The following is a 24,002-nucleotide window of genomic DNA, read 5'->3' as shown; positions in this document are numbered from 1 at the left end:
GCTCCAAAGCAGGAGCATTTTAGGTTATTTTAACGGATTTTCTCGTTTATCGCACACCGTGCATTAGTTTTTTTAGTAGTGGGTTTAATATTATTGAAATTACTCCAACACTAATTGGAACAAGTGTAAATATTAAAAAGAAAGTACTAATAGAATACTGTTCGCTAATAGAGTCAATCATTCCACCCATTTTACCTGCAGCCTTTTGGCCAACTGCGATAGCCAAGTACCAAATACCAAACATAAAACCGATCATGCGACCAGGAACTAATTTACTTAAGTAAGACAAACCTACTGGAGAAATACATAATTCTCCCATGGTATGAAATAAGAACGCCATAATTAAAAATATCATGCTTACAGAAGCTGTTTTAGCACCTTGAGGCACGTCACCGGTTCCATAAGATAGAAATGCAAATCCAAGACCTAAAAGAACTAAACCGATTCCATATTTCATAGCTGCACTAGGATTGTATTTGCTTTCCCACCATTTAGAGAATAAAGGAGCCAATGTTATTATAAAGAAAGAATTAAGAATTCCAAACCAAGAAGCATCAACCTCATTACCATCTTGAGAAAATTTATCTATCAATCTAAAAATTACTAAAATCCATAAACCAATAAATGCAATAGCGAGAACTAGGTTAGACATCCCTATTTTTTTGTAAGTTTTTTTAGATAATAAAATTAGAACCCAAGTAATAATAACCAATGGCACAGTAGTTAATAATAAATCTACAATTTTAAAAATCATTGCAGAATTTCCTACCAAACTTCTATCTGTATAATCTCTTGCGAACAAAGTCATTGAGCCCAGTGCTTGTTCAAAGAACGCAAAGAAAAACACTGTAAATACACCAAATATAGATACCGCAATAATACGATCTCTAACTATTGGCAAGTAACGTGAAATTCTAGTTACCAATAAAATTAGAAATAAAATCAACGCTGTTAGAACTACAACATTAGAACCACTCACACCTCCGACAGTGAAGGGTAATAAATTAGTATTCTCGATTTTTTCTAATGGGTCATTAAATAAATACAAAAGACCTCCTACAGAAGACAAAACAATTAATATTTTATCAAACAATGTAAACGGATTTAGTTTTTCAGTTTCAGGAATATCTGTTTTATGCTCCTTAGGGTTTCTCTCATTTATATTTTGGGGTAATTCTACTTCGTAGATTCCAGATGGTTTTCCTCCAATATTCCCGAAAAGGTTTTTTGCCAACCAAAATTGAATTAATCCTAATAGCATAAATATTCCTGCTAGACCAAATCCATAACTCCATCCATAGTTTTCTGCTAAATAACCGCATAGCATCATTCCGAAGAAAGCACCTGCATTTACACCCATGTAATAAATGGTGTAGGCTCCATCTTTTTTAGACTCCTTACCTTTATACATATCAGATATCATTGAGGTCATATTTGGCTTAAAAAATCCAGTTCCAGCAATTAAGAGTCCTAATCCTATGTAAAATGAACTTGTAGTTTCTAAAGCCATGGCTGCATGACCCAATGTCATGAGCAAACAGCCTATAACAACAGCTACTCTATATCCCGTATAATTATCTGCTATCCAACCACCAAGAATAGGTGTTAGATATAACAAAGAGCCATATGTACCAATTAGAGATAAAGCATTTTCGCTAGTCCATCCCCAACCTGCATTACTATCTACTAATGGTGCTGTTAGAAATAAAATAAGAAGGATTCGCATTCCGTAGAACGAAAAGCGTTCCCACATTTCAGTAAAAAATATTACGAATAATCCTGCTGGATGGCCAATAACCTTGTCTTTAAATAGATTTTCGATATCTGTACTCATAGATTATAAATTTAGTTGGAAAATAGAAAACCCTTACAAAATTGAATTTGCAAGGGCTTGTTGTTTTTTTATCTTTAATCTTTAATTTCAGGATCTCCTAGTTCATATTTTTCTTGCTCAAATGTCTCATTCTCGTTCATTATCCTTTCATTATCTTCTGCGCCATGAGTAAGTCGTTTTAGAGGTTTCAAAAGTAAAATAACTAAAAGCCCAAAAACCACTGTAAATATTGTAATTCCTGAAAATATAGCATACTCTCCAAACTCTGAGGCAGATTCGCCAATTACTCCTGCTACTTTATTTCCTAATCCTGTCGCAGCGAAATAAACACCCATCATTAAAGAAGCATATTTAACTGGAGCTAGTTTTGTAATAAACGATAAGGCTACTGGTGATGAACATAATTCACCAATGGTATGAAACAAATAAGCTAAAACTAACCATTGCATTCCTGAGCTACCTTCTGCATTAAATTCTGCTGCTGCAAAAATCATAAACACAAAACCTAGACCCATAATCATAGTTCCAACTGCCATTTTAAATAAAGAGGACGCCTCTTTTCCTTTCAGCTTTCGTTTAGCCCAATAACCTGCAACTAAAGTAGCAAAGATTATAATAAAACCTGCGTTCAATCCTTGAAACCAAGTCGCAGGTATTTCCCAACCAAATAACATTCTATCTGTATTTGTCTTGGTATAAATACTCATTAATCCTCCTGCTTGCTCAAATGCTCCCCAAAATACAATTACAATTAAAAAAGAAAGTAATAATACTAAGTAACGGTCTTTTGACACTTGTGTTTCTAGATTTTTATAAATCATCATCATTATTCCTGCTACTACAGCAATAAATATATATAGTGCAGTATAGCCCCAGCTATCCACTCCATCATAAGAAAATCCTGCATATACAGCATAAGCTATGATGATTAAAACAATCCCTAGATTAACCGGTGATTTCATTAAATCACCTATTAATTTGCTTATAGAAACATCATTACTTTTATCTTCTGCTGTTGGTTTATTACCAACGGTTACAAGGTATTTTTGACCGTAGAGATACACAATCAACCCAAGTAACATTGCAATACCTGCAAGACCAAAACCATAGTGCCATCCTATTTTTTCTCCAACATAACCAACAATGAAAGTTGCAAGTAATGACCCTAAATTAATACCAATATAAAAAATACTAAATCCTTTATCTCTTCGAATATCACCTTGCTTGTACAAGCCACCAACCATTGTTGAAATATTGGGCTTTAGAAGTCCAACACCTAAAATAATTAATGCTAATCCCGTATAAAAGGCCCACATTTCATCAAACGCTAAAATACCGTGTCCTGCAACAAGAGTCAATGCTCCATATAATACTGCTTTTTTCTGACCTAAATATTTATCTGCAATCATACCACCTGGAATGGACATCACATAAACTAACATTGTGTACCAGCCATATAGCATTATAGATTCTGAATCTAACCAACCTAAGCCAGGATTATCAGTAGTTGTTTTTTCTACTAAATATAGAGTTAAAAGTGCACGCATTCCGTAATAGGAAAAACGTTCCCACATTTCAGTAAAGAATAAAACATACAAACCTACTGGATGTCCCCAAAGTTCTTTTTGATGCGGTTTAAGTGTTGTCGCTGACATAAATTTTTTTATTAGTTAGTTATTTTATCCTTTAAATTTGATATCTAATTTCTCTTAATTCTTTTCTATCTCTCTATCTTCTCCAAGATTCTCATGGATGAAATTTGTCATTTTTTTGTAGAGATGTAATCTTGTGTTTCCACCGTAGATACCGTGGTTTTTATCTGGATAGATCATCCATTCAAATTGCTTATCGGCTTGAATCAAGGCTTCTACCATGCGCATTGTATTTTGAACATGAACATTATCATCACCTGTACCATGAATCAACAAGAAATCGCCCTCTAATTTATCTACATGGTTAATTGGTGAGTTTTCATCATACCCAGATGCATTTTCCTGAGGAGTTGTCATATAACGCTCCGTATATATAGAATCATAAAATCTCCAGCTCGTAACTGGTGCTACTGCAATTGCCATAGAAAAGATATCGTTGCCTTTAAATAATGCATTACTACTCATGTAACCACCATAGCTCCAACCCCAAATACCAATATTATTCTCATCAATATAAGATCGTTTTGCTAATTGTTTTGCTGCTTCTATTTGATCTTCAAGTTCGTATTTTCCTAATTCGTTTTGAGTTACTTTTTTAAAATCTGCACCTTTAAACCCTGTACCTCTACCATCTACACAAGCAACTATATATCCTTGTTGAGCTAAATGTTGGTACCAATAATCGTTAGCGCTGTTCCATGTATTGGCCACTTCTTGTGAGCCTGGACCAGAATATTGATACATAAATAAAGGATATGTTTTATCGTCATCAAAATCTGCTGGTTTGATCATCCACATATTTAAGTCATTTCCATTAACATTAATGGTACTAAATTCTTTTTCTGAAGTTTTATATTGCCCTAATTTTTCGGATAATTGACTATTATCCTTTATACTTTTTACGAGATTTCCCGTTTTTGAATCGTTTAAAGTATATTCTGGAGGTGTGGTTGCACTGGAGAAGGAATTGATAAAATAAGTAAAGTCTGCACTAAAGGATGCTGAGTTTGTTCCCGTATTTTTTGTTAGACGTTCTTTCTTCTTTCCGTTAAGACCAATAGAATAGACACTTCGGTTGATTGATCCATCTTCGGTTGATTGATAAAAAATGCGTTTCGTTTCTGGGTTGTAACCGTAGTAATCGGTCACTTCCCAATCACCAGAGGTTACTTGGCTTATTAGTTTTCCGTTTTTATCGTAATGGAATATATGGTTCCACCCATTGGTTTCACTTGTCCAGATAAAGCTATTATCTTTTAAAAATGTCAAATTAAAAGTGACATCTATGTAAGCCTTATCTTTTTCAGCTAAAACTAAATTTCCGCTTAAAGTTTCCGCATTGATCATCCATAAATCGAGCTCATTTTGATGTCTGTTCATGTATTGCGCACTTAACACATTGGCATCATTAGTCCATTTAATTCTCGGAATATAAAAATCACTGTAAGCTTTTTCAAGTTTTACTTCCTGTGTGTTTTTGTTAGCCAAATCGTAGATATGCAATGACACTTTGGAATTTACTTCTCCCGCTTTTGGATACTTAAAAACCTGCTGTGTTTGGTATAATTGCTGCCCATAAACATCCATTGAAAATTCTGGCACTTTAGTTTCATCAAAACGAATAAAAGCAATTTTTGTTCCATCTGCATTCCATTCAAAAGCTCTTACGAAACTAAATTCTTCCTCATAAACCCAGTCTGTAATTCCATTAATAATCTCATTCTTTTTACCGTCAATAGTAATTTGACTCGTGTTTCCAGAAGCTAAATCTTTTACATACAAATTATTGTTTAGACCGTAAGCAATCTTTGTTCCGTTGGGAGAAAATGTAGGTTCCTGTATTTTTTCTTCGGAAACTAAAGTCGTTGTCTTCGTTTTTGTATCATACACATAATATTTACCTAATGTTGAGCGTCTAAAAATGGACTCTACATTAGTCGCCAACAACACCTTTGTTTCATCATCGCTAAACGTATAATCTGTAAAATAATCGATATCACTGATATCGCTAGAATTTACAAGAGTATTGACTTTGCTTAATGTTTTATAATCATAGATATCTATTTGGGATGTTCTGTTTTCATAATTTAAAACCGAATACTGCTGCCCATTGTCCATAGAGTGCAAAGCATCCATTCGTTCGGTTCTAAAGGTACCGTTCCATATGTCTTCAAGTGTAATTTCCTTATTTTGTGCTGATGTTAAGGTGGTTACAAATAATGCAAGAAATGCAAAGGATTTTAATATTTTCATGTAGTTATTTTTTTGATAAAATAATGTCAAGTTTACTAAAAATAATGCAAAAAACACTAACTATTGTCGGTTAAATGCTCAATAATATGGTGAGGCATCAATAATAATACCAAGAGTAGTATCTTTGTGTTTTGAAATAGGCACTATATTTTGGTGTCCAATCTTAAACTATAGCAGATGAATAAAACCATTTCGGGTTTCTCCAAACTAACAAAATCAGAAAAAATTGATTGGCTTACCACCACTTATTTTACCAACTCTCAATCGGCAAAAGACATTCTCAAACAATATTGGAATAGCGATAAAAAACTGCAGCAACTTCACGACGAGTTTATTGAAAATACACTCACAAACTACTATTTACCCTTAGGCATTGCGCCAAATTTTTTAATCAATGATAAGGTTTATGCCATCCCAATGGCCATAGAAGAAAGCTCTGTAGTTGCTGCAGCAAGTAAAGCTGCTAAATTCTGGTTTGATCGTGGCGGATTCAAAACCACTGTAATTGCTACCGAAAAAATTGGTCAAGTACATTTTATGTTTAAAGGAGAAAGCAGCAAATTAGAACAGTTTTTCAAAACCTTAAAACCAAAATTGATTGAAAGCGCTAAACCACTCACCAAAAATATGGAAAAGCGTGGAGGTGGTATTTTAGATATTCAGCTAAAAAATAAAACAAGACTTCTCAACAATTACTACCAATTGCACGCAACGTTCGAAACACTGGATGCCATGGGTGCCAATTTCATCAATTCCTGTTTAGAGGATTTTGCTAAAACGCTCAAAGAGGAAGCATTTGATCATAACTTATTTTCTTCGGAAGAAAAAGACATTCAAGTCATTATGTCTATTCTTTCAAATTACGTCCCTAATTGTCTTGTTCGTGCAGAAGTTAGCTGTAAAGTTCAAGAATTAAGCGAAAAGAAAACTACCAACGCAGAAGAGTTTGCCCATAAATTTGTGCAAGCAGTCAACATTGCCGAAGTTGAACCCTACAGAGCTGTAACACATAACAAAGGTATCATGAACGGTATTGATGCTGTAGTTTTAGCAACCGGAAACGATTTTAGAGCGGTTGAAGCTGGAGTTCATGCTTATGCATCTAAAAACGGACAATACTCAAGTCTCACACACGCCAAAGTTGAAAATGGCATCTTTACATTTTGGATGGAAATACCATTGGCGCTTGGCACCGTTGGCGGATTAACAAAATTACACCCACTCGTTAAATGGGCTTTAGAATTACTTGGAGAGCCTACTGCTAAAGAATTAATGCAAATTGTCGCTGTAGCTGGTCTTGCCCAAAATTTCGCAGCGCTTCGTTCTTTAACTACAACAGGAATTCAAGAGGGACACATGAAAATGCACTTGATGAATATTCTAAATCAGTTTGAGGCCACTCATGAAGAAAAAGTTACACTTATTGAGCATTTTAAAACACATACTGTAACTCATAGTTCGGTTGTTGAAGAAATTGAAAAACTGAGACAATAAATGAAAAGTTTCTACGGTCAAGGAAAATTATTATTAACTGCAGAATATGTTGTGCTTGATGGCGCAAAGGCTTTAGCTGTACCCTCAAATTATGGGCAATCATTACAGATTGAAAAAGGAGAAATTGGCAAATTAAAATGGACCAGCTTTGATGAACTTCAAAATGTTTGGTTTGAAAGTGAATTTGGTTTGCAAAATAATGAGATTCTGAAACAAGATAAGAATGACGATCCAGTTTCAAATCGGTTATTGCAAATCTTAAATACAGCAAAGCAACTTAATTCAACATTTTTGGCTGATTTAGATGGATATACTATTACTACAAAATTAAGTTTCCCGAAAAACTGGGGACTTGGTACATCGTCCACTTTAATATCAAATGTTGCGAGTTGGGCTAAAATAAATCCATATCAATTACTTGAGGCTACTTTTGGTGGTAGCGGTTATGATATTGCTTGCGCCAGAGCCCTAAAGAGCTTGACATTTCAGTTAAAGGGTAATGAACAAATTATAAATACTGTAGATTTTAGTCCTGTTTTTAAAGACCATATTTATTTTGTTCATTTAAACCAAAAGCAGAACAGTCGCGATGGGATTAAACAGTATCGCTTAAATACATCGGATTTAAGTTCTACAATTTCTGAAATAAATAATATCACAGATTGTATGATTGAATGTGAATCGCTAATTGATTTCCAGAAGTTGATGGATCAACATGAATTACTCATTTCCGAAGTAATAAAACAGAAACCAGTTAAAAAAATGCTTTTTAGCGATTTTAAAGGTAGTATAAAAAGTCTTGGTGCTTGGGGAGGAGATTTTGTTATGATAGCTAGCGAAGATGACCCTACTACATATTTTAAATCTAAAGGATACCATACCATTTTAACTTTTTCTAAAATGGTCAAAAATTAAAAAAGCTTCGCAATTTGCGAAGCTTTTTTAATTATAATGTGTTGCTAAATCTTAATAGAAATTAGCTCTGTTATCTTCAATATCTGCAGTTTCCTTTAAAGCGTTATACACTTTAGTTTGCGCTGCACTTGAACGAGCGGTACTTAAACGGTTAGCAATAGATTGATAGTTATCAAGTTTTGTTGCTTCTTGAACGTTAGAAACCGATACCATAAATACACCTCTATCGCCATCAATCAATCCAGAAGTCTCACCTTCATTTAAACCAAATGCCACACCAACTACTTTAGGCTCTAATCCAGCTCCTGTTAGCGTAGGGTTTTTCATATTTACAGCAACCGAGTTACCTGTTGGTCTTGATTGGTTTTTAGAAACTTCATCAATTGTTGTGCCTGAGACTTTTTCACGAATCATTTTCGCTTTTTTCTCTTTTCTTATATCACTTAATACTGAAGCTGATGCAGTTTCAGGATCCATAGTTCCTTTTTCACTGATTTTGGTTACTTGAGCCACAACATAGCCTCCGCCAGGAATTGTAAAACGCTTGAAGTCTCCAACTTTAGTTCCATCTTCAAAAGCCCAACGCACTAAAGGTCTTTGGCTTGCTAAACCTGGAATTTGTTCGTCTAAAACTTTAATTCCGTTTACTGGTTTAACTGTAAGATTACGCTCCTTAGCTGCCTCTTGAAAATCACCGTCCTGTATAGCGAGCTCAAATTTTGAAGCTTCAGTAAATACATTATCTATGGTTTCTGTTGATGGTTCAATAGTTCTTGAAATTGTTGCAACTTTTACCGCTTTTGAAGATCCTTTTTGATCTAATATTTCAATAACATGGAAACCAAATTGTGTTTTAACAACACCAATATCCCCAACATTGTTACTAAATTCATATTCACTAAATGGCTTAACCATTTGTGTACTTGGATGAAAATCATAAACACCGCCTTTATCAACACTCCCTTGATCTGATGACAATGCAGTCACTAATTCTGGAAATTTAGAACGATTTGCTTTTACTATTGCCAATGCGCTATCTGCAGTCTTTTTAGCCTGTTCAACTGTCTTTGTAACATCTGCACCTGCACTGGAAGCTCCAATATGAGGAATCAATATATGACGTACTTTAGCTGAATCTGGCATTTGTTTTGTAGCCACCATTCTAGTCAATTTCATCGTATTCCCGTCTTTATACGGACCATATACGTCTCCTACATTTAGATTATACAACGTGTCTGCAACTACTGCTGGTAAAGCTGATTTCTTTACGAAATCGTTTACATAAGGCTGATCTGAAGCTGCTGTATAGCTCACATATGTTTCTAAGTCTGAAGCTTTCACATTTCTAAACGCTCTGATGGTATCATTTTTACCATTTTCAAAAACAGCTTTACCGTTTATGAAACTGTCAAAATCGCTTTTTAGATTATTTTCATCATCTAAACTTGGCTCTTCTTTAAATTCAACATAAACAATATCACGAGATGCGTCTACCTCAAATTTCTTTTTATTATTGTTAATATAATCCTTAATATCCCCTTTAGTAACTTCTACCAAACTATCGTTTATAGTAGAGTAAGGTATTTGTATGTATCTAATGTCTCTAGTAGAATTTTCTAAGAAATAATCAACCTCACCTTCATTCAATGTTGCATTAACTCCAGCTTTAACCATATTATAATATGCTCTCTCTTGAGCACCTACAGCAATAGATTTTTCATTATTAACCCAATCATCATAAGTCAACTGAAAGTTACCTAAAACAGCAGGTTCAGGGTATATCGCTTTTAAGTTTGCCACAAACTCTGTTAATTTGTTTTCATCAAAAAGCCCAGCTTCATTTTGAAATTCTGGATATGATGAAAAACTTTGTTCCAATAAATCTTTCATTTGGTCTTGCTCAACAGTAAGACCTAGTTCGTCAAACTGAGTATTCATGACCTCACGACGCACTTCTTGATCATAAACTCTATTCATTGCCTGTGTAGAAGTCGCATTTGGGCCTAACTGCCTCTGCATGCTTTCTACCCTAGACATAAACTCCTCTCTATTGATGTTTTTACCATTTACAGTAGCAACGACATCTTGTGAAGCTCCAAACAGAGCATCACTATTTCTAAAAAGATCTGTAAGTACAAATGCAAATAACGCCATCGCGATGATGAAGATCAAAAAAAGTGAGCGTTGTCTAATTTTATTTAAAACTGCCATTATATTGTATAATTTATCGAATAATAAGTGGGCGAAAATACCATTTTCTATCAAATAATAAAAGTAGATGTATGTTTTTATTACCGAATTTTAATGGGTTTCATCGAATGTGTATTAAAAGCGAGAAATGTGACCGTAGATCAAACACTACCAGTCACTCAATAACTAGGTTTAATCTAAATCAATAACCTGTAGGATCACAACATCTATTTTTGTAGAAGACACTTCTAGTATTGTGAATTTTATATTTCCAATAATAATTTGATCGTTTACCTGTGGGATTTGCTCTGTTTCGTCAACAATAAGACCACCTAAAGTCTCATAATTTTCGCCATCTGGCAAATTGAGTTTATAAGTTTCGTTTAGGTAGTCAACCTCTAATCTTGCAGAAAACTTATACTTATTAATTTCTAATTTTTCTTCAATTAAAGCTACGCTATCGTGCTCATCCTCAATCTCCCCAACAAGCTCTTCAACAATATCCTCAATGGTCATAATTCCTGCTGTACCTCCATACTCATCAATAACAACAGCCATACTTTTCCGCTTTTTAGTCAAAATATTTAGCACATCCTTGACCAACATAGTAGCTGGCACATATACCACTGGCATCACTATAGATTTAATTGATGTTGGCTTTTTAAAGAGCTCAAATGAATGTACGTAGCCTAAAATATCGTCTATACTTTCTTTGTAAACTAGAATTTTTGATAAACCAGATTCAATAAAAATAGCACTTACATTTTCTATGGAATTTTTTACTTCTACAGCAGTAATCTCTGTTCGCGGTATCATAACTTCACGAGCTTTTACTTCGGAAAATTCTAGCGCATTCTGAAAAATCTGTATTTCGCTATCTACCTCGTCGTGCTCTTCAACAGATTCCATTTGCTCACTAATATAGTTTCCAAGCTCAACTTTAGTCATGGCCAGTTGCACGTCGTCACCTTCAGTTTTAAAAAAACGTTTCAAGATAATATCTGAAATGGTAATTATAAAATAGGACAAGAACCAAAACAGCAAATAGAACATATACGCTGGGAAAGCAAAGATCTTTAAGAATGAATTGGCATAGATTTGAAAGAATACCTTTGGTAGAAATTCCGCAGTAAATAATATAATTATCGTTGAGATAATGGTTTGGGTAAGCAAACTCAAATCGCTTAATAAATACGTTATTATCGTATAATTTGAGGGCAGCATAGATTGAAACCAACTTACCAACACATCTCCCATTACAAAACCATAAATTACCAAAGCTATATTGTTGCCAATTAGCATTGTGGCTATAAATTTGGACGGTTTTGCAGTAAGTCTCGTTAAGATATTAGCTAGAAAATCGCCTTGTTTTTTCTCAATTTCTATGTGGATTTTGTTTGAGGAGACATAAGCGATTTCCATTCCGGAGAAAAAAGCCGAAAGCAATAACATTACAATAATGATTATGATGCTAAAATCCATGTATTAGTTTCTGTTTTCGAATTTATTTCTAAATTTCTTTCTAAAGAAAAACATGAATATTGCTAGACCAGCAAAAACAAATGAGATGATTGACCTATTACCTTCTTCGCCTAAACTGGTAAAACCATCATAAATAAATAAGACTGCGAAAAAAAGATATAAATATTGAAAAATCTTGAGGACTTTCATGTACAAGTTTGAAAATTAAGACACAAAGATAAAGATGTTTTACGAAACTTTAATCTTTTAATATCATATCTCCACGTCCTTCTAAAATTGTGTAGTTTTTAAATTTGGTGTCCGAATCAAAAATATCACCATGACCATTATTTGCTGTTGCCGATTTTAAACGCACTGGTAAATTAGAAAATAGCCATTCGCGCTTTTGGTCGTAATACATTTGCTCTGCAAATAAGCTATCTTTTTGAGGAGTGATTAAAATAACATTTCCTTGAAGATCAATTAAATCTGTTGCATTGTAAACAATACCATAATCTGCCAAAACTATATTTTTTTGATTATTCTCATCATACAATGATAACCGTAATCCATCTGGAAACTCTGAAAATGAAAAATCTCTATTAGAATAATCCAGCATTTTAGGGCTTTCTAGATTTGCAACGATGCGACCTATAGAATCTTCCGCCTCTGTGTATTTAAGGTTGATGTTTTTTGCTTCGCCAATAGGCTGGTTTTGAAGCACACCAATTTGCTGGACCTCTTTAAAGTTGTTATCACATGAAAAAAACATAGTCACAACAAATGTTGTGACTATGTAAGTTTTTATATGTAAACTATTTATTTTCATTTATAGATTTGGCACTTTAACGCTACCACCAATCCAACATCCAATGTTAATTGTTTTTCCAGCCATATTTTGAGAGAAAATCTCAGACTTTGTAGGCGCGTTACCTTCGTATGATGCTGCTGCTTTTGAAGCATTACTTGCTAATCCTGGATCAACTTGACCTGCTCTTCTAGCTTCTTGAGCTGCATACCAGAATACTGCTCTTTTATTAAAACTGTCTGTACCACAATCATTAGCACTTTGTGCATACATAGATGCGATGTATAAGTGTGGAGTACCATCAGATGGATTTAATTTTAATGCTTCTCTATAGTAATTTCTAGCAGAACTGTAGCTTCCTCTCTTTTTCAAATCGTTTGCAGTTCTTTTAGCCATTCTAGCTTTTTTAATAGGATCTGTTTGTAAGTTGTAAGACTCTTTTAAATACTTATCTGCTTCACTGTTGTTTCCTTGGTCACGTAATACAGTGTAAACAAAGTATTTTGATTCTGCAGAAGGGTCTGTTTGATCATAAGCCTTCACCAATTCAACATATAAAGGGTCATCAGTACACTCTTTATTGTACATCTTGCTTACAGCTCTTTTTAACCACTCGCCATCATTTCTGTTGTTCTCAAAATCCTTCTTATATAATGGAATTAGGTTTTCACAATTTGCCAAGTCACCAATGTAAGCATCTAAACTTCCAGATATTTTATCGTTAGCTTCTAACTTAGCTTGGTAGTAAGGCTTGTATTTCCCTTCAGTTTTTGTTAAAGCTGTACCTGCCTCTTCTTTCTCTAGCAACTTATTCAAATCTTTAGCATAACTAGCATTGAGCTCATCCAATCTATCATTAACATCGTCATACGTATTAAACACTTTTTGTAGTTCAAATTCACCCGCTTTAAATAAATCTACCGTTTTTGTAAAATAGACATATAAGCCTTTAGTGCTCTCAAAATCGTCTCTATAGTTTTTGAAAACGTTATCAAAAGCATCATAGATTTGCATATCTGTAAGGCCTAATTCTTTTTGGCTCTCATACATTAATAGCGCTTTTTGCTCTTCTATTTCACCTTTTGAATATTTACTGGAGAAATGTTCTCCAGCCCCATCCAATAACAACATGTAATCATTTATAAAAGCAGTTTTATCTGCTCCGGTTGAATTTTCAATTTTATGATCTAAAATTTTCTCACCATACTTGTAAATAGCGATATTAAATTTAGGGCACTTATTTCTAACCTTCATCCAAGGCTCATAAGCTTCGTCAAATTTTTTGCTCTTAACATAATCGTTCATCAATGTTAAGTTAAGCATACATTCTTCATCTTGCTGAGCAAACCCAAAGTTTGTCACCAATAACAAAGCTGCCATGATTAATGTGAATTTCGTTTTCATCTTGTTTTATTTTACGTTAGTTATATTTTCTTTTTTCAAACCATCTATCATTTAATGATAGACTAAATTGTAATCTGAAAAAGTTTTCTTGAATGAGATTTTGGTTTGTTGTTCCTCTTCTCCCGAACTCAATACCAAGGTTTGCATTTGAAAACATATTCCCGACTGGTAGACCTACTCCAAAAGACATGCCAAACTCTCTTATCGTCTCATTATTGATTTCTAATCCAGTATTCTCCACGTGCAATCCAGCTCTATAGGTTGCTCGTTTCCAATAACTTCCAAAAGAATTATAGTCTGGTATATAAAAACCTCCAATAGATATATTTGAAGCGTTTACAAAATTAGCATTTTCTATTGAAACTATAGGGTTTGAAAATTCACTTGTGTTTTGTCTCGTATATTCTGCACCTAAAAACCATTTTCTCGGAGCTCCAATACCTGCACCAAATGAAAATCTTGATGGCAAGGTCAAATCTGTTTCATCAAGACCTTGTGACTCTAAATCTGCATCAATTTGATTGATTACAAATTCTTGTCCTGTTTGCGCACTGATCACTATTGTAGAGAACGAGCGCTCATTTAAAGATGACAAATCGCTCTTTGGCGAATACGTTAACCCAGCCTGGAGCTCTAATTTTTCATTGATCATCGTTTTATAGTTTAAACCTATATTAAAGTTTAAACCACTTAAATCTGATCTGTTATTTTCTCTAGATTGGTATTGAACTAGATTTCCTTCGGAATCATAAACGAACTCTATGGCGCTGTTTTGGATATTTCCGAAGTTATAATTCATATCAATTCCAGCACTTAGCTTATCTGTAATTCTATAACCAAATCCTGCAAAAGCTCTGTTTACACCTCCTTGACCACTATATCTATTTAAAATCATATCCGCATCAGTGTCTTCCAATTTGTAGCCAACCGAGGTATATGGAACTAAACCAACACCAAAGCCAAACTTGCCCAAAGGCAATGAAAGCGCTAGATAATCAAAAGTTGTGGTGCTTACCTCTGCTTCTCCGGAATTTGCTTTTAAGGTTATGCTATTATTGCTTGCGCCTACCGAGAATTTTACGGGACGGTTTTCGTTATTCCAAATTTTAAGGTTTGAACCAGCGTAAGCAGCAGGATTTCTAAGGTTAACATGTATACTATCTGTATAGATGCTCAATCCACCCATACTTCTGTTTTCAACTGTGCCTTTAAACTTTAAGCTTCCAATTCCGTAGAAAGAATATGGAGAAGCTGTACCCTCTTGCGCGTACGATTGTGTTGCAAAAAAAGCGACTAAAACTATTACAAGTTTTTTTATCATTATTGTGAGTTATATTCTAAAATAAAATTCAAACCTTCTAAAAGAAAATTTGAGTTGGCAAATATGCTATTTTTTAATTGGTTTGACAAGAATTTGGTATCTCCTCCTGTTAAAATAACTGTTAAATCTGAATATTTTTTAACATAATCATCGATCACACCATCCATTTCTTTGAGTACTCCAAAGACAACACCCGAGTGTATTGAGCTTTGGGTAGAATCCCCTAAAATGTTTTTAGGCATTTGCGTCTCCAGTAACGGTAGATTAGCTGTTAAATTATTGAGGGTTCTATAACGTAAGCGAATTCCTGGAGAGATTGCGCCTCCCAAATATTGGTTTTTTGTGTTTACAAAATCATAGGTAATACATGTACCTGCATCAATTATAAGTACATTTTTCTTCGGAAATTGTTCTACAGCAGCACTTACCAAAGCTATACGATCTACTCCCAAAGTTTTTGGTGTGGCATATAAATTATCAAAAGGCAATTTAAGATTGTGCGAAAGTTCAATCACATTAACCCTCTTTCTAAGAGACGTAATTTGTGAAGTTTTCAATTTTCCTACGGAAGAAATAATGGCTTTATCGATTTTAGGGTATTTATTTAAGACCTCATTAGCAGTATCACTGAATACATCATAATTAGCGACAACTCTTTCTTTGAGCTTATCTTTGTCAAACACAGCGAACTTCACATATGTGTTGCCAACATCAATAATTAAATTCATAATAAGGTTTAAAATGTTAAAACTACGAAATGAAGTTTCAAAATAGAATGGCAATTAACCTAATTATAACATAATTTTACTGAAACACAGAGATTTGGCGCCTAATGAAAATAATTATCTAAATTTTTAATATTTATTTTTGTGAATAATAAAAATGACTCTATATTTGCATCCGCTTTATTAAGCAATTGGTGCCTTAGCTCAGTTGGTAGAGCAAAGGACTGAAAATCCTTGTGTCCCTGGTTCGATTCCTGGAGGCACCACCACTAAAAACTCGATTCATTTGAATCGAGTTTTTTGGTTTTTATGGTAAAAAGCATCATCTTAATATTTTCCACTGCTAATAATTTGTGTTTTTAATTTAGTTTTTCAATATTTGAATTAATAATGAATACCTCAATTATTAATATCATTCCTATTTCTATTGTCGCAATTATTTCACGACACTAGGGAATGCTATGATAATTGTAGACATAACTTTTAGCCTTCCTTAAACTGGAAGGCTTTTTTTATTAAAAATTTTAACGCTATTGAACATCATACAAATCAATATGTAGTTTATTGATATTCAATAATTTAATTAACTGTTTACACTATTGAGTTTAGCTATAAACAAAGATTAAAATTAGTTAATATAAGCCAAAAAAGTAATTTAGTTTTAGCAAATACAACTATGAACCAACTAAACAAGTACAGTAAAACCGTTACACAAGATCCATCTCAACCTGCAGCGCAAGCCATGCTTCATGCCATTGGATTAACCAAAGAAGATTTTTACAAACCAATAATAGGCATTGCAAGCACGGGATACGAGGGCAACCCATGTAATATGCACCTTAACGATTTAGCAAAACTGGTTAAGGAAGGCACCAAAAATGAAGATATCGTAGGATTAATTTTTAACACCATTGGCGTAAGTGACGGTATCTCAATGGGAACACCAGGAATGCGCTATTCGCTACCATCTCGTGATATCATTGCAGATTCTATGGAAACTGTCGTGCAAGCCATGAGTTACGATGGACTGATTACAGTTGTTGGTTGCGACAAAAATATGCCAGGTGCTTTAATGGCAATGATAAGGCTAAATAGACCAAGTATTTTAGTTTATGGCGGAACCATAGATTCGGGATGCCACAATGGTAAAAAGTTAGACGTAGTTTCTGCATTTGAAGCTTGGGGAAGCAAAGTTGCTGGTACAATGGACGAAACCGAATACCAGAACATTTTAGAAAAAGCATGTCCTGGAGCTGGAGCTTGTGGTGGCATGTACACTGCTAACACAATGGCTTCTGCAATTGAAGCTTTGGGCATGACCTTACCGTTTAATTCATCAAACCCTGCGTTGAGCGATGCTAAAAAAACAGAATCTGTAAAAGCTGGTGAAGCATTAAGGATCTTATTAGAAAAAGACATAAAACCGTCAGATATAATTACTAGAAAATCATTAGAAAATGCAGTTCGTTTAGTTACAATTCTTGGAGGCTCTACCAATGCAGTATTACATTTTTTGGCAATTGCAAGAGCTGCCCAAATAGATTTCACACTTAAAGATTTTCAGGATATAAGTGACAATACTCCTTTTTTAGCTGATTTAAAACCTAGCGGAAAATATCTAATGGAAGACGTTCACGCTGTTGGCGGAATTCCTGCAGTTTTAAAGTATCTTCTGAAAAAAGGCCTCATTCATGGCGATTGTTTAACCGTTACCGGGAAAACCATAGCTGAAAACTTATTAGATGTCAACGATTTAAAAGAAGGGCAAGACGTTATAAAATCAATCGAAGACCCAATCAAAATCTCAGGGCATCTAAGAATGCTCTACGGAAATTTAGCAACCGAAGGTTCTGTAGCTAAAATAACAGGAAAAGAAGGCTTGCGTTTTCAAGGAAAAGCTAAAGTGTTTGAAGGAGAATATGCTGCAAATGATGGCATTCGTGATGGTAAAGTAGAAAAAGGCGATGTCGTGGTTATTCGCTATGAAGGACCAAAAGGAGGTCCAGGCATGCCAGAAATGCTAAAACCTACCGCAGCCATTATGGGAGCTGGTTTAGGAAAGGATGTGGCATTGATTACAGACGGAAGATTTTCTGGAGGAACCCACGGTTTTGTCGTAGGTCATATTACACCAGAAGCTCAAGAAGGAGGCACAATCGCTCTTGTCAAAGATGGAGACATCATTACTATTGATGCAGATAGCAATACCATTTCGGTTGATATTTCCGAAGAAGAACTAAAAGAAAGAAAAGTAAAATGGAAAGCTCCAGTACTCAAATTTGAACGAGGGGTTCTCTATAAATATGCAAAAACAGTGTCGTCTGCTTCAAAAGGATGTGTTACCGATGAATTTTAATAAGAAAAACGAGTATATGAAAGAAACTCAAACTATAAATAAACAAAAAGAAAAAGAATCCAAAACAGAACGTATTTCTGGTAGTGAAGCCATCATCAAATGTTTGTTGGCAGAAGGTGTCGATATTCTTTATGGATATCCTGGAGGTGCAATTATGCCTGTTTATGATGAGCTTTATAAGTACCGAAATAAAATTCACCATGTGCTTACACGTCATGAGCAAGGCGCAACTCATGCTGCGCAAGGGTATGCAAGAATTTCAGGGAAAGTTGGAGTTGCAATGGCGACTTCGGGTCCTGGAGCCACAAATCTAATTACTGGAATTGCAGATGCTCAAATAGATTCTACACCAATGGTCTGCATTACAGGTCAAGTAGCTTCTCATTTATTGGGCAGCGATGCATTTCAAGAAACCGATATTGTTGGTATCTCAACACCTGTTACTAAATGGAATTGTCAAATTACCGAAGCTTCGCAAATCCCAGAAGCCATAGCTAAAGCGTTTTACATCGCAAAAAGCGGAAGACCAGGTCCTGTTTTGGTTGACATCACAAAAGATGCACAGTTTGAAGAATTTGACTTTAAGTATGAAAAATGTAAAGGCGTAAGAAGTTACAAACCTGTTCCAGATACCGATATAGATTCTCTTAAAGAAGCTGCAGAGCTTATAAACAATGCAAAACAACCAATGATAGTTTGGGGACAAGGCGTTATTTTAAGCGAAGCTGAAGAAGAGTTCAAAGCAGTCGTTGAAAAAGCTGGAATCCCATCTGCATGGACTATCTTGGGAGCTTCTGCTTTACCAACATCTCATGATTTAAATATCGGCATGGTTGGAATGCACGGTAACTATGCGCCAAATGTACTAACCAATCAATGTGATGTATTGATAGCAATTGGGATGCGTTTTGATGATCGTGTTACAGGAAATTTAGCATCATATGCTAAACAAGCTAAAATCATTCACTTTGAGATTGATCCTGCCGAAATAGATAAAAACGTTAAAACAGATGTCGCAGTTCTTGGTGATGCTAAAGCAAGCCTGAAAGCATTATTGCCTTTGTTAAATGAAAACAAACACGAAGCATGGCATCAAAAATTTAAGGATTTATATAAAATTGAATACGAAAAAGTTATCAATAACGACTTAAACCCAACAAAGGAAGGCCTAACTATGGGAGAAGTCTTAAAAGAAATAAACATTCAAACCAAAGGTGAAGCTGCTATAGTAAGTGATGTTGGTCAACACCAAATGATTGCCTGTCGTTATGCAGATTTCAAAAAGAGCAAAAGTAATATTACCTCTGGTGGATTAGGCACTATGGGTTTCGCACTACCTGCAGCTATTGGCGCTAAAATGGCAGCTCCAGATCGAGAAGTCGTCGCTATTATTGGAGATGGTGGCTACCAAATGACCATTCAAGAATTAGGTACTATTTTTCAGCAGAAAGTACCAGTGAAAATCGTGGTTCTAAACAATGAATTTCTTGGGATGGTTCGCCAGTGGCAACAACTATTTTTTGATAAGCGCTATGCTTCTACGGAAATGGTAAATCCAGATTTTGTGGCTATTGCAAAAGGCTATTACATCGATGCCAAAAAAGTGACAGAACGAAAAGATTTAAAAGCTGCTGTTAAAGAAATGATGGATTGTGAAGGTCCTTATTTTTTAGAAGTAAGAGTAGAGAAAGAAGATAATGTTTTCCCAATGATCCCAACAGGAGCAAGTGTTTCAGAAATAAGATTAGAATAATATGAGTCAAGAAAAACAAATATATACGGTATCTATTTATACTGAAAACAACATAGGGTTATTAAACCGTATTTCGGCAATTTTCCAAAGACGACATATTAACATCGAAAGTATTAACTCTTCGGTTTCTGAAATTGAAAATGTGTCTAAATGGACCATTCTCGTCCAACTTTCCGAAGAACGAATGAAAAAAATAATCGGTCAAATAGAGAAACAGGTCGAGGTCATAAAAGCGTTTTACCATACGGAAGATGAGACCATCTATCAAGAATCCTGTATGTTTAAAATTAAGTCAGATTTATTGTTTGACGAGCGTCAAATCCAAAATATCATAAAAGAAAGCAATGCTAGAATTGTTACAGTCAACAAAGAGTTTTTTGTTATTGAAAAGTCTGGCAAAAAAGAAGAAATAGATTTATTACATAGAGAACTAACTGTTTTTGGGATCATGCAATTTACCCGTTCTGGACGTATTGCAGTCACTAAAGATGAAATGAAAATATCAACAATGCTTAAAGCGTTGCAACATTAAAAAGAATATAAAAATGTCAAATTATTTTAACACATTACCATTAAGGGAACAATTAGACCAATTAGGAAAGTGTCGTTTTATGGATGCTTCGGAATTTGAAGATGGCGTGAACGAACTAACCGGAAAGAAAATCGTTATCGTAGGCTGTGGTGCGCAAGGATTAAATCAAGGTCTAAACATGAGGGATTCTGGATTGGATATTTCATACGCTTTACGTCAAGCTGCGATTGGCCAAAAACGTGACTCTTATAAAAACGCTACCGATAACGGGTTTACTGTTGGCACTTATGAGGATTTGATTCCTACTGCAGATTTGGTTCTAAACCTAACACCAGATAAGCAACATACAAATGTTGTAAAATCTGTAATGCCCTTAATGAAAAAAGGCGCAACCTTAAGTTACTCTCATGGATTTAATATTGTTGAAGAAGGAACGAAAATCCGTGAGGATTTAACGGTAATTATGGTAGCGCCAAAATGTCCAGGAACAGAAGTTAGAGAAGAATACAAACGTGGTTTTGGCGTGCCAACCTTAATTGCTGTGCACCCAGAAAATGACCCAGAAAATAAAGGATGGGCTCAGGCAAAAGCATATGCTGCTGCAACGGGTGGACATCGTGCTGGTGTTTTAGAATCGTCATTTATTGCCGAAGTAAAAAGTGATTTAATGGGAGAGCAAACGATACTTTGCGGTTTACTTCAAACAGGTGCAATTCTCTCGTTCGATAAAATGGTCGAGGAAGGGATTGAGGCAGATTATGCAGCAAAACTCATTCAGTACGGTTGGGAAACCATTACTGAGGCTTTAAAGCATGGAGGCATCACCAATATGATGGACCGCTTATCTAATCCAGCTAAAATTGAAGCTTTTCAGCTTTCCGAAGAATTAAAAGATATTATGCGTCCATTATTTGAAAAACATATGGATGATATCATTTCTGGTCATTTCTCAAAAACAATGATGCAAGATTGGGCAAATGACGATGTCAACCTTTTAAAATGGAGAGCTGCAACCGGTGAAACTGCATTTGAGAAAACCGCTCTAACACCTAATCATATTGCTGAACAAGAATATTTTGACCATGGCGTTTTGCTGGTCGCATTCGTGAAATCTGGTGTAGAGTTAGCGTTCGAAACTATGGTAAGTGCAGGAATTATTGAAGATTCTGCTTATTACGAATCACTCCACGAACTGCCATTAATTGCAAACACAATCGCAAGGAAAAAACTCTATGAAATGAACCGCGTCATTTCTGATACTGCGGAGTATGGTTGCTATTTATTTGACCATGCCTGTAAGCCATTGTTGACAGATTTTATGAAAACAGTAGATACAAATAGTATTGGAACCTCTTTTTCTTCGGAAAATGGAGTTGATAATATCGAACTAATTGCTGTAAATGATGCTATTAGAAATCATCCAATAGAAGTTGTAGGCAAACGTTTAAGAGCTGCAATGACAGCCATGAAAGTAATTAAGACTGAAGACGTAAAAGACACTGTTTTAGTATAGTTTGTCATTCCTGCACAAGCAGGAATCCAGAATAATAAAACTTCGCGCAATTATGTCTTTTAAAATATCGTCATACTGTGCGCAGTTAAAATATCCCAATAATAAAATTAAATAAGCAGGAAGAGATTCCTGCCTGCGCAGGAATTCATGAAAGAAACCAAAACCACATACAGGCCAACATTAGATGCTATTGAAGCTGCTGCAGAAAAATTAAAAGGCATTGCTTCTGTAACACCTTTAGCCAAAAACGCTCGGTATTCTAAGCTTTTTGATGCCAATATTTTCTTTAAGAGAGAAGATTTGCAAGAAGTTCGCTCATATAAAATCAGAGGTGCTTACAACAAAATCTCATCTTTAAATGATTCTCAGATTGAAAATGAAATTGTATGTGCAAGTGCAGGAAATCATGCACAAGGGGTTGCCATTTCATGTAAACTTTTAAAAATAAAAGGCACCATATTTATGCCTTCACCAACACCAAACCAAAAAATTGAACAAGTAAAAATGTTTGGTGAAGAATATATAGATGTGGTCCTGGTAGGCGACACATTTGATGATGCTTATGATGCTGCAATGCAACAAAGCGAGCAATTGAATAAAACGTTTGTTCACCCCTTTAACGATGAAAAAGTAATTGAAGGCCAAGCCACCGTTGGCTTAGAAATTATAGACCAAGCAAAGGAGCATCCCATTCACTATGTTTTTGTACCGGTTGGCGGTGGCGGACTGGCTGCAGGTTTATCATCTGTTTTTAAAATACTATCACCTCAAACAAAAATCATAAGTGTAGAACCAAAAGGTGCTCCAGCAATGCTAAATTCTATTAGAAACAATAAGAATATAACATTGAAAACCATAGATAGCTTTGTGGATGGAGCAGCAGTGAAACGCGTTGGTGACTTGAATTTTGCGATTTGTAAAGAAACCTTGCATCGCGTGGTTATAGTAGATGAAGGTAAAATATGCCAGACCATTTTAGACCTGTATAACAAAGATGCTATTATTGTTGAACCTGCTGGCGCTTTAAGTCTTTGTGCGCTAGATCAGTTTTCCGAAGAAATAAAAGGGAAAAACGTAGTTTGCGTTATCAGTGGCAGTAATAATGACATTACACGCACTGCCGAAATTAAAGAACGCGCACTACTCTATTCTAACTTAAAACATTATTTTATTATAAAATTTCCGCAACGTGCTGGAGCTTTAAGGGATTTTGTAGTTGATATTCTTGGTCCAACCGATGATATTACACATTTTGAATACACAAAAAAAGCAAACCGTGAAAATGATGTTGCTGTTGTTGGATTAGAATTAAAATCACCCGATGATCTAGAGCCTTTAATTACCAAAATGAAGTTACATAATTTTTATGGCGATTACCTCAACGACAAACAAGATCTATTTCAGTTTTTGGTATAGACAAAAGTCAACAAAAAAGAGCACTTCCAAAATTATAATTAATTAAAAGTCAAAATATTATGAAATTCATAAAAATTTAAAAAAATATTGACTAATGGCTCTTCTATTCTAAAATAATTTATAGTTTTACTTCATGTTAATTCAAAAAAATAATAAAAGACCCACAAGTTTGCCATTGCGCAAACGACGTCGCTAATGTGCAAATTTGAAGCCAATTAGTTAACCATTTTATTTTTTTACATTGAACAATTCATCACAAATATTTTCCTTTTTAAACATAATTATTGATAGCAATAATAGGACAATTGTGTGTCCAATATCACGTCGTCGCCCTTAGGGTGTACTTCTATTTATTGAACTTAGGTGAGTCCGGTT

General features: G+C 34.8%; 16 protein-coding genes and 1 tRNA gene. 8 read left to right on the top strand and 9 right to left on the bottom strand.

From position 1 onward, the window contains the following. Positions 1-46 precede the first annotated feature (46 nt). The 3 genes from GQ40_RS16395 to GQ40_RS16385 form a co-directional block, all read right to left on the bottom strand. A complete protein-coding gene (locus tag GQ40_RS16395; protein WP_047550901.1) occupies positions 47-1,834 on the bottom strand; it encodes a peptide MFS transporter in 1,788 nt (595 codons plus the stop codon). A gap of 74 nt (positions 1,835-1,908) precedes the next feature. Beyond that, complete coding sequence (locus GQ40_RS16390) at positions 1,909-3,489, bottom strand: peptide MFS transporter (RefSeq protein ID WP_047550897.1); 1,581 nt, start codon at positions 3,487-3,489, stop codon at positions 1,909-1,911. A gap of 54 nt (positions 3,490-3,543) precedes the next feature. Continuing rightward, complete coding sequence (locus GQ40_RS16385; protein WP_047552111.1) at positions 3,544-5,739, bottom strand: S9 family peptidase; 2,196 nt, start codon at positions 5,737-5,739, stop codon at positions 3,544-3,546. Positions 5,740-5,916: 177 nt separating this feature from the next. On the opposite strand from GQ40_RS16385, the gene GQ40_RS16380 reads away from it, so the two are divergent. Further along, entirely contained in the window at positions 5,917-7,233 is a 1,317-nt protein-coding gene (locus GQ40_RS16380; protein WP_047550894.1) for a hydroxymethylglutaryl-CoA reductase, degradative, read from the top strand. Beyond that, positions 7,234-8,148, top strand: a complete 915-nt coding sequence (locus GQ40_RS16375; protein WP_047550891.1) for a GYDIA family GHMP kinase — start codon at positions 7,234-7,236, stop codon at positions 8,146-8,148. Positions 8,149-8,199: 51 nt separating this feature from the next. Here the strand turns inward: GQ40_RS16375 and GQ40_RS16370 are convergent, their stop codons facing one another. From GQ40_RS16370 to GQ40_RS16340, 6 genes are all read right to left on the bottom strand, one after another. Then, positions 8,200-10,359 carry a SurA N-terminal domain-containing protein gene (locus GQ40_RS16370; protein WP_047550887.1) on the bottom strand — a complete coding sequence of 720 codons (2,160 nt, stop codon included), beginning with the start codon at positions 10,357-10,359 and terminating at the stop codon, positions 8,200-8,202. A gap of 171 nt (positions 10,360-10,530) precedes the next feature. Next, the gene (locus GQ40_RS16365; RefSeq protein WP_047550884.1) at positions 10,531-11,820 is read right to left on the bottom strand and encodes a hemolysin family protein; all 1,290 of its coding nucleotides are present in this window, start codon (positions 11,818-11,820) and stop codon (positions 10,531-10,533) included. 238 nt (positions 11,821-12,058) lie between these two features. After that, positions 12,059-12,628 (bottom strand): LPS export ABC transporter periplasmic protein LptC, encoded by a 570-nt coding sequence (lptC, locus tag GQ40_RS16355; protein WP_047550878.1) that lies wholly within the window; start codon positions 12,626-12,628, stop codon positions 12,059-12,061. Beyond that, positions 12,629-14,011: a tetratricopeptide repeat protein gene (locus GQ40_RS16350; protein ID WP_047550876.1), complete on the bottom strand. Its 1,383-nt coding sequence runs from the start codon at positions 14,009-14,011 to the stop codon at positions 12,629-12,631. Between the two features lie 16 nt (positions 14,012-14,027). Then, on the bottom strand, positions 14,028-15,332 hold the full coding sequence (locus GQ40_RS16345) for an outer membrane protein transport protein (RefSeq protein WP_047550873.1): 1,305 nt from the start codon (positions 15,330-15,332) through the stop codon (positions 14,028-14,030). Next, the gene (locus tag GQ40_RS16340; RefSeq protein ID WP_047550870.1) at positions 15,332-16,060 is read right to left on the bottom strand and encodes a type III pantothenate kinase; all 729 of its coding nucleotides are present in this window, start codon (positions 16,058-16,060) and stop codon (positions 15,332-15,334) included. The genes GQ40_RS16345 and GQ40_RS16340 overlap by 1 nt, the downstream gene beginning before the upstream one ends. Before the next feature lie 190 nt (positions 16,061-16,250). Here GQ40_RS16340 and GQ40_RS16335 point away from each other — a divergent pair. The 6 genes from GQ40_RS16335 to ilvA all read left to right on the top strand — a co-directional run bounded on the left by GQ40_RS16335 (position 16,251) and on the right by ilvA (position 23,627). Then, positions 16,251-16,326 (top strand) — tRNA-Phe (locus tag GQ40_RS16335). Between the two features lie 407 nt (positions 16,327-16,733). Beyond that, positions 16,734-18,413, top strand: a complete 1,680-nt coding sequence (gene ilvD / locus GQ40_RS16330) for a dihydroxy-acid dehydratase (RefSeq protein ID WP_047550867.1) — start codon at positions 16,734-16,736, stop codon at positions 18,411-18,413. 16 nt (positions 18,414-18,429) lie between these two features. Beyond that, on the top strand, positions 18,430-20,166 hold the full coding sequence (gene ilvB / locus GQ40_RS16325; RefSeq protein ID WP_047552109.1) for a biosynthetic-type acetolactate synthase large subunit: 1,737 nt from the start codon (positions 18,430-18,432) through the stop codon (positions 20,164-20,166). Position 20,167: 1 nt separating this feature from the next. After that, a complete protein-coding gene (gene ilvN / locus GQ40_RS16320) occupies positions 20,168-20,698 on the top strand; it encodes an acetolactate synthase small subunit (protein WP_047550862.1) in 531 nt (176 codons plus the stop codon). Positions 20,699-20,711: 13 nt separating this feature from the next. Beyond that, positions 20,712-22,211, top strand: coding sequence for a ketol-acid reductoisomerase (gene ilvC / locus GQ40_RS16315; protein ID WP_047550860.1), 1,500 nt, complete (start codon positions 20,712-20,714; stop codon positions 22,209-22,211). Between the two features lie 147 nt (positions 22,212-22,358). After that, positions 22,359-23,627 (top strand): threonine ammonia-lyase, encoded by a 1,269-nt coding sequence (gene ilvA, locus GQ40_RS16310; RefSeq protein WP_047550857.1) that lies wholly within the window; start codon positions 22,359-22,361, stop codon positions 23,625-23,627. The last annotated feature ends 375 nt before the right edge of the window (positions 23,628-24,002 follow it).

Source organism: Psychroserpens sp. Hel_I_66 (assembly GCF_000799465.1).
Classification (GTDB): Bacteria; Bacteroidota; Bacteroidia; order Flavobacteriales; family Flavobacteriaceae; genus Psychroserpens.
This window is presented reverse-complemented; position numbering and strand designations above follow the sequence as displayed.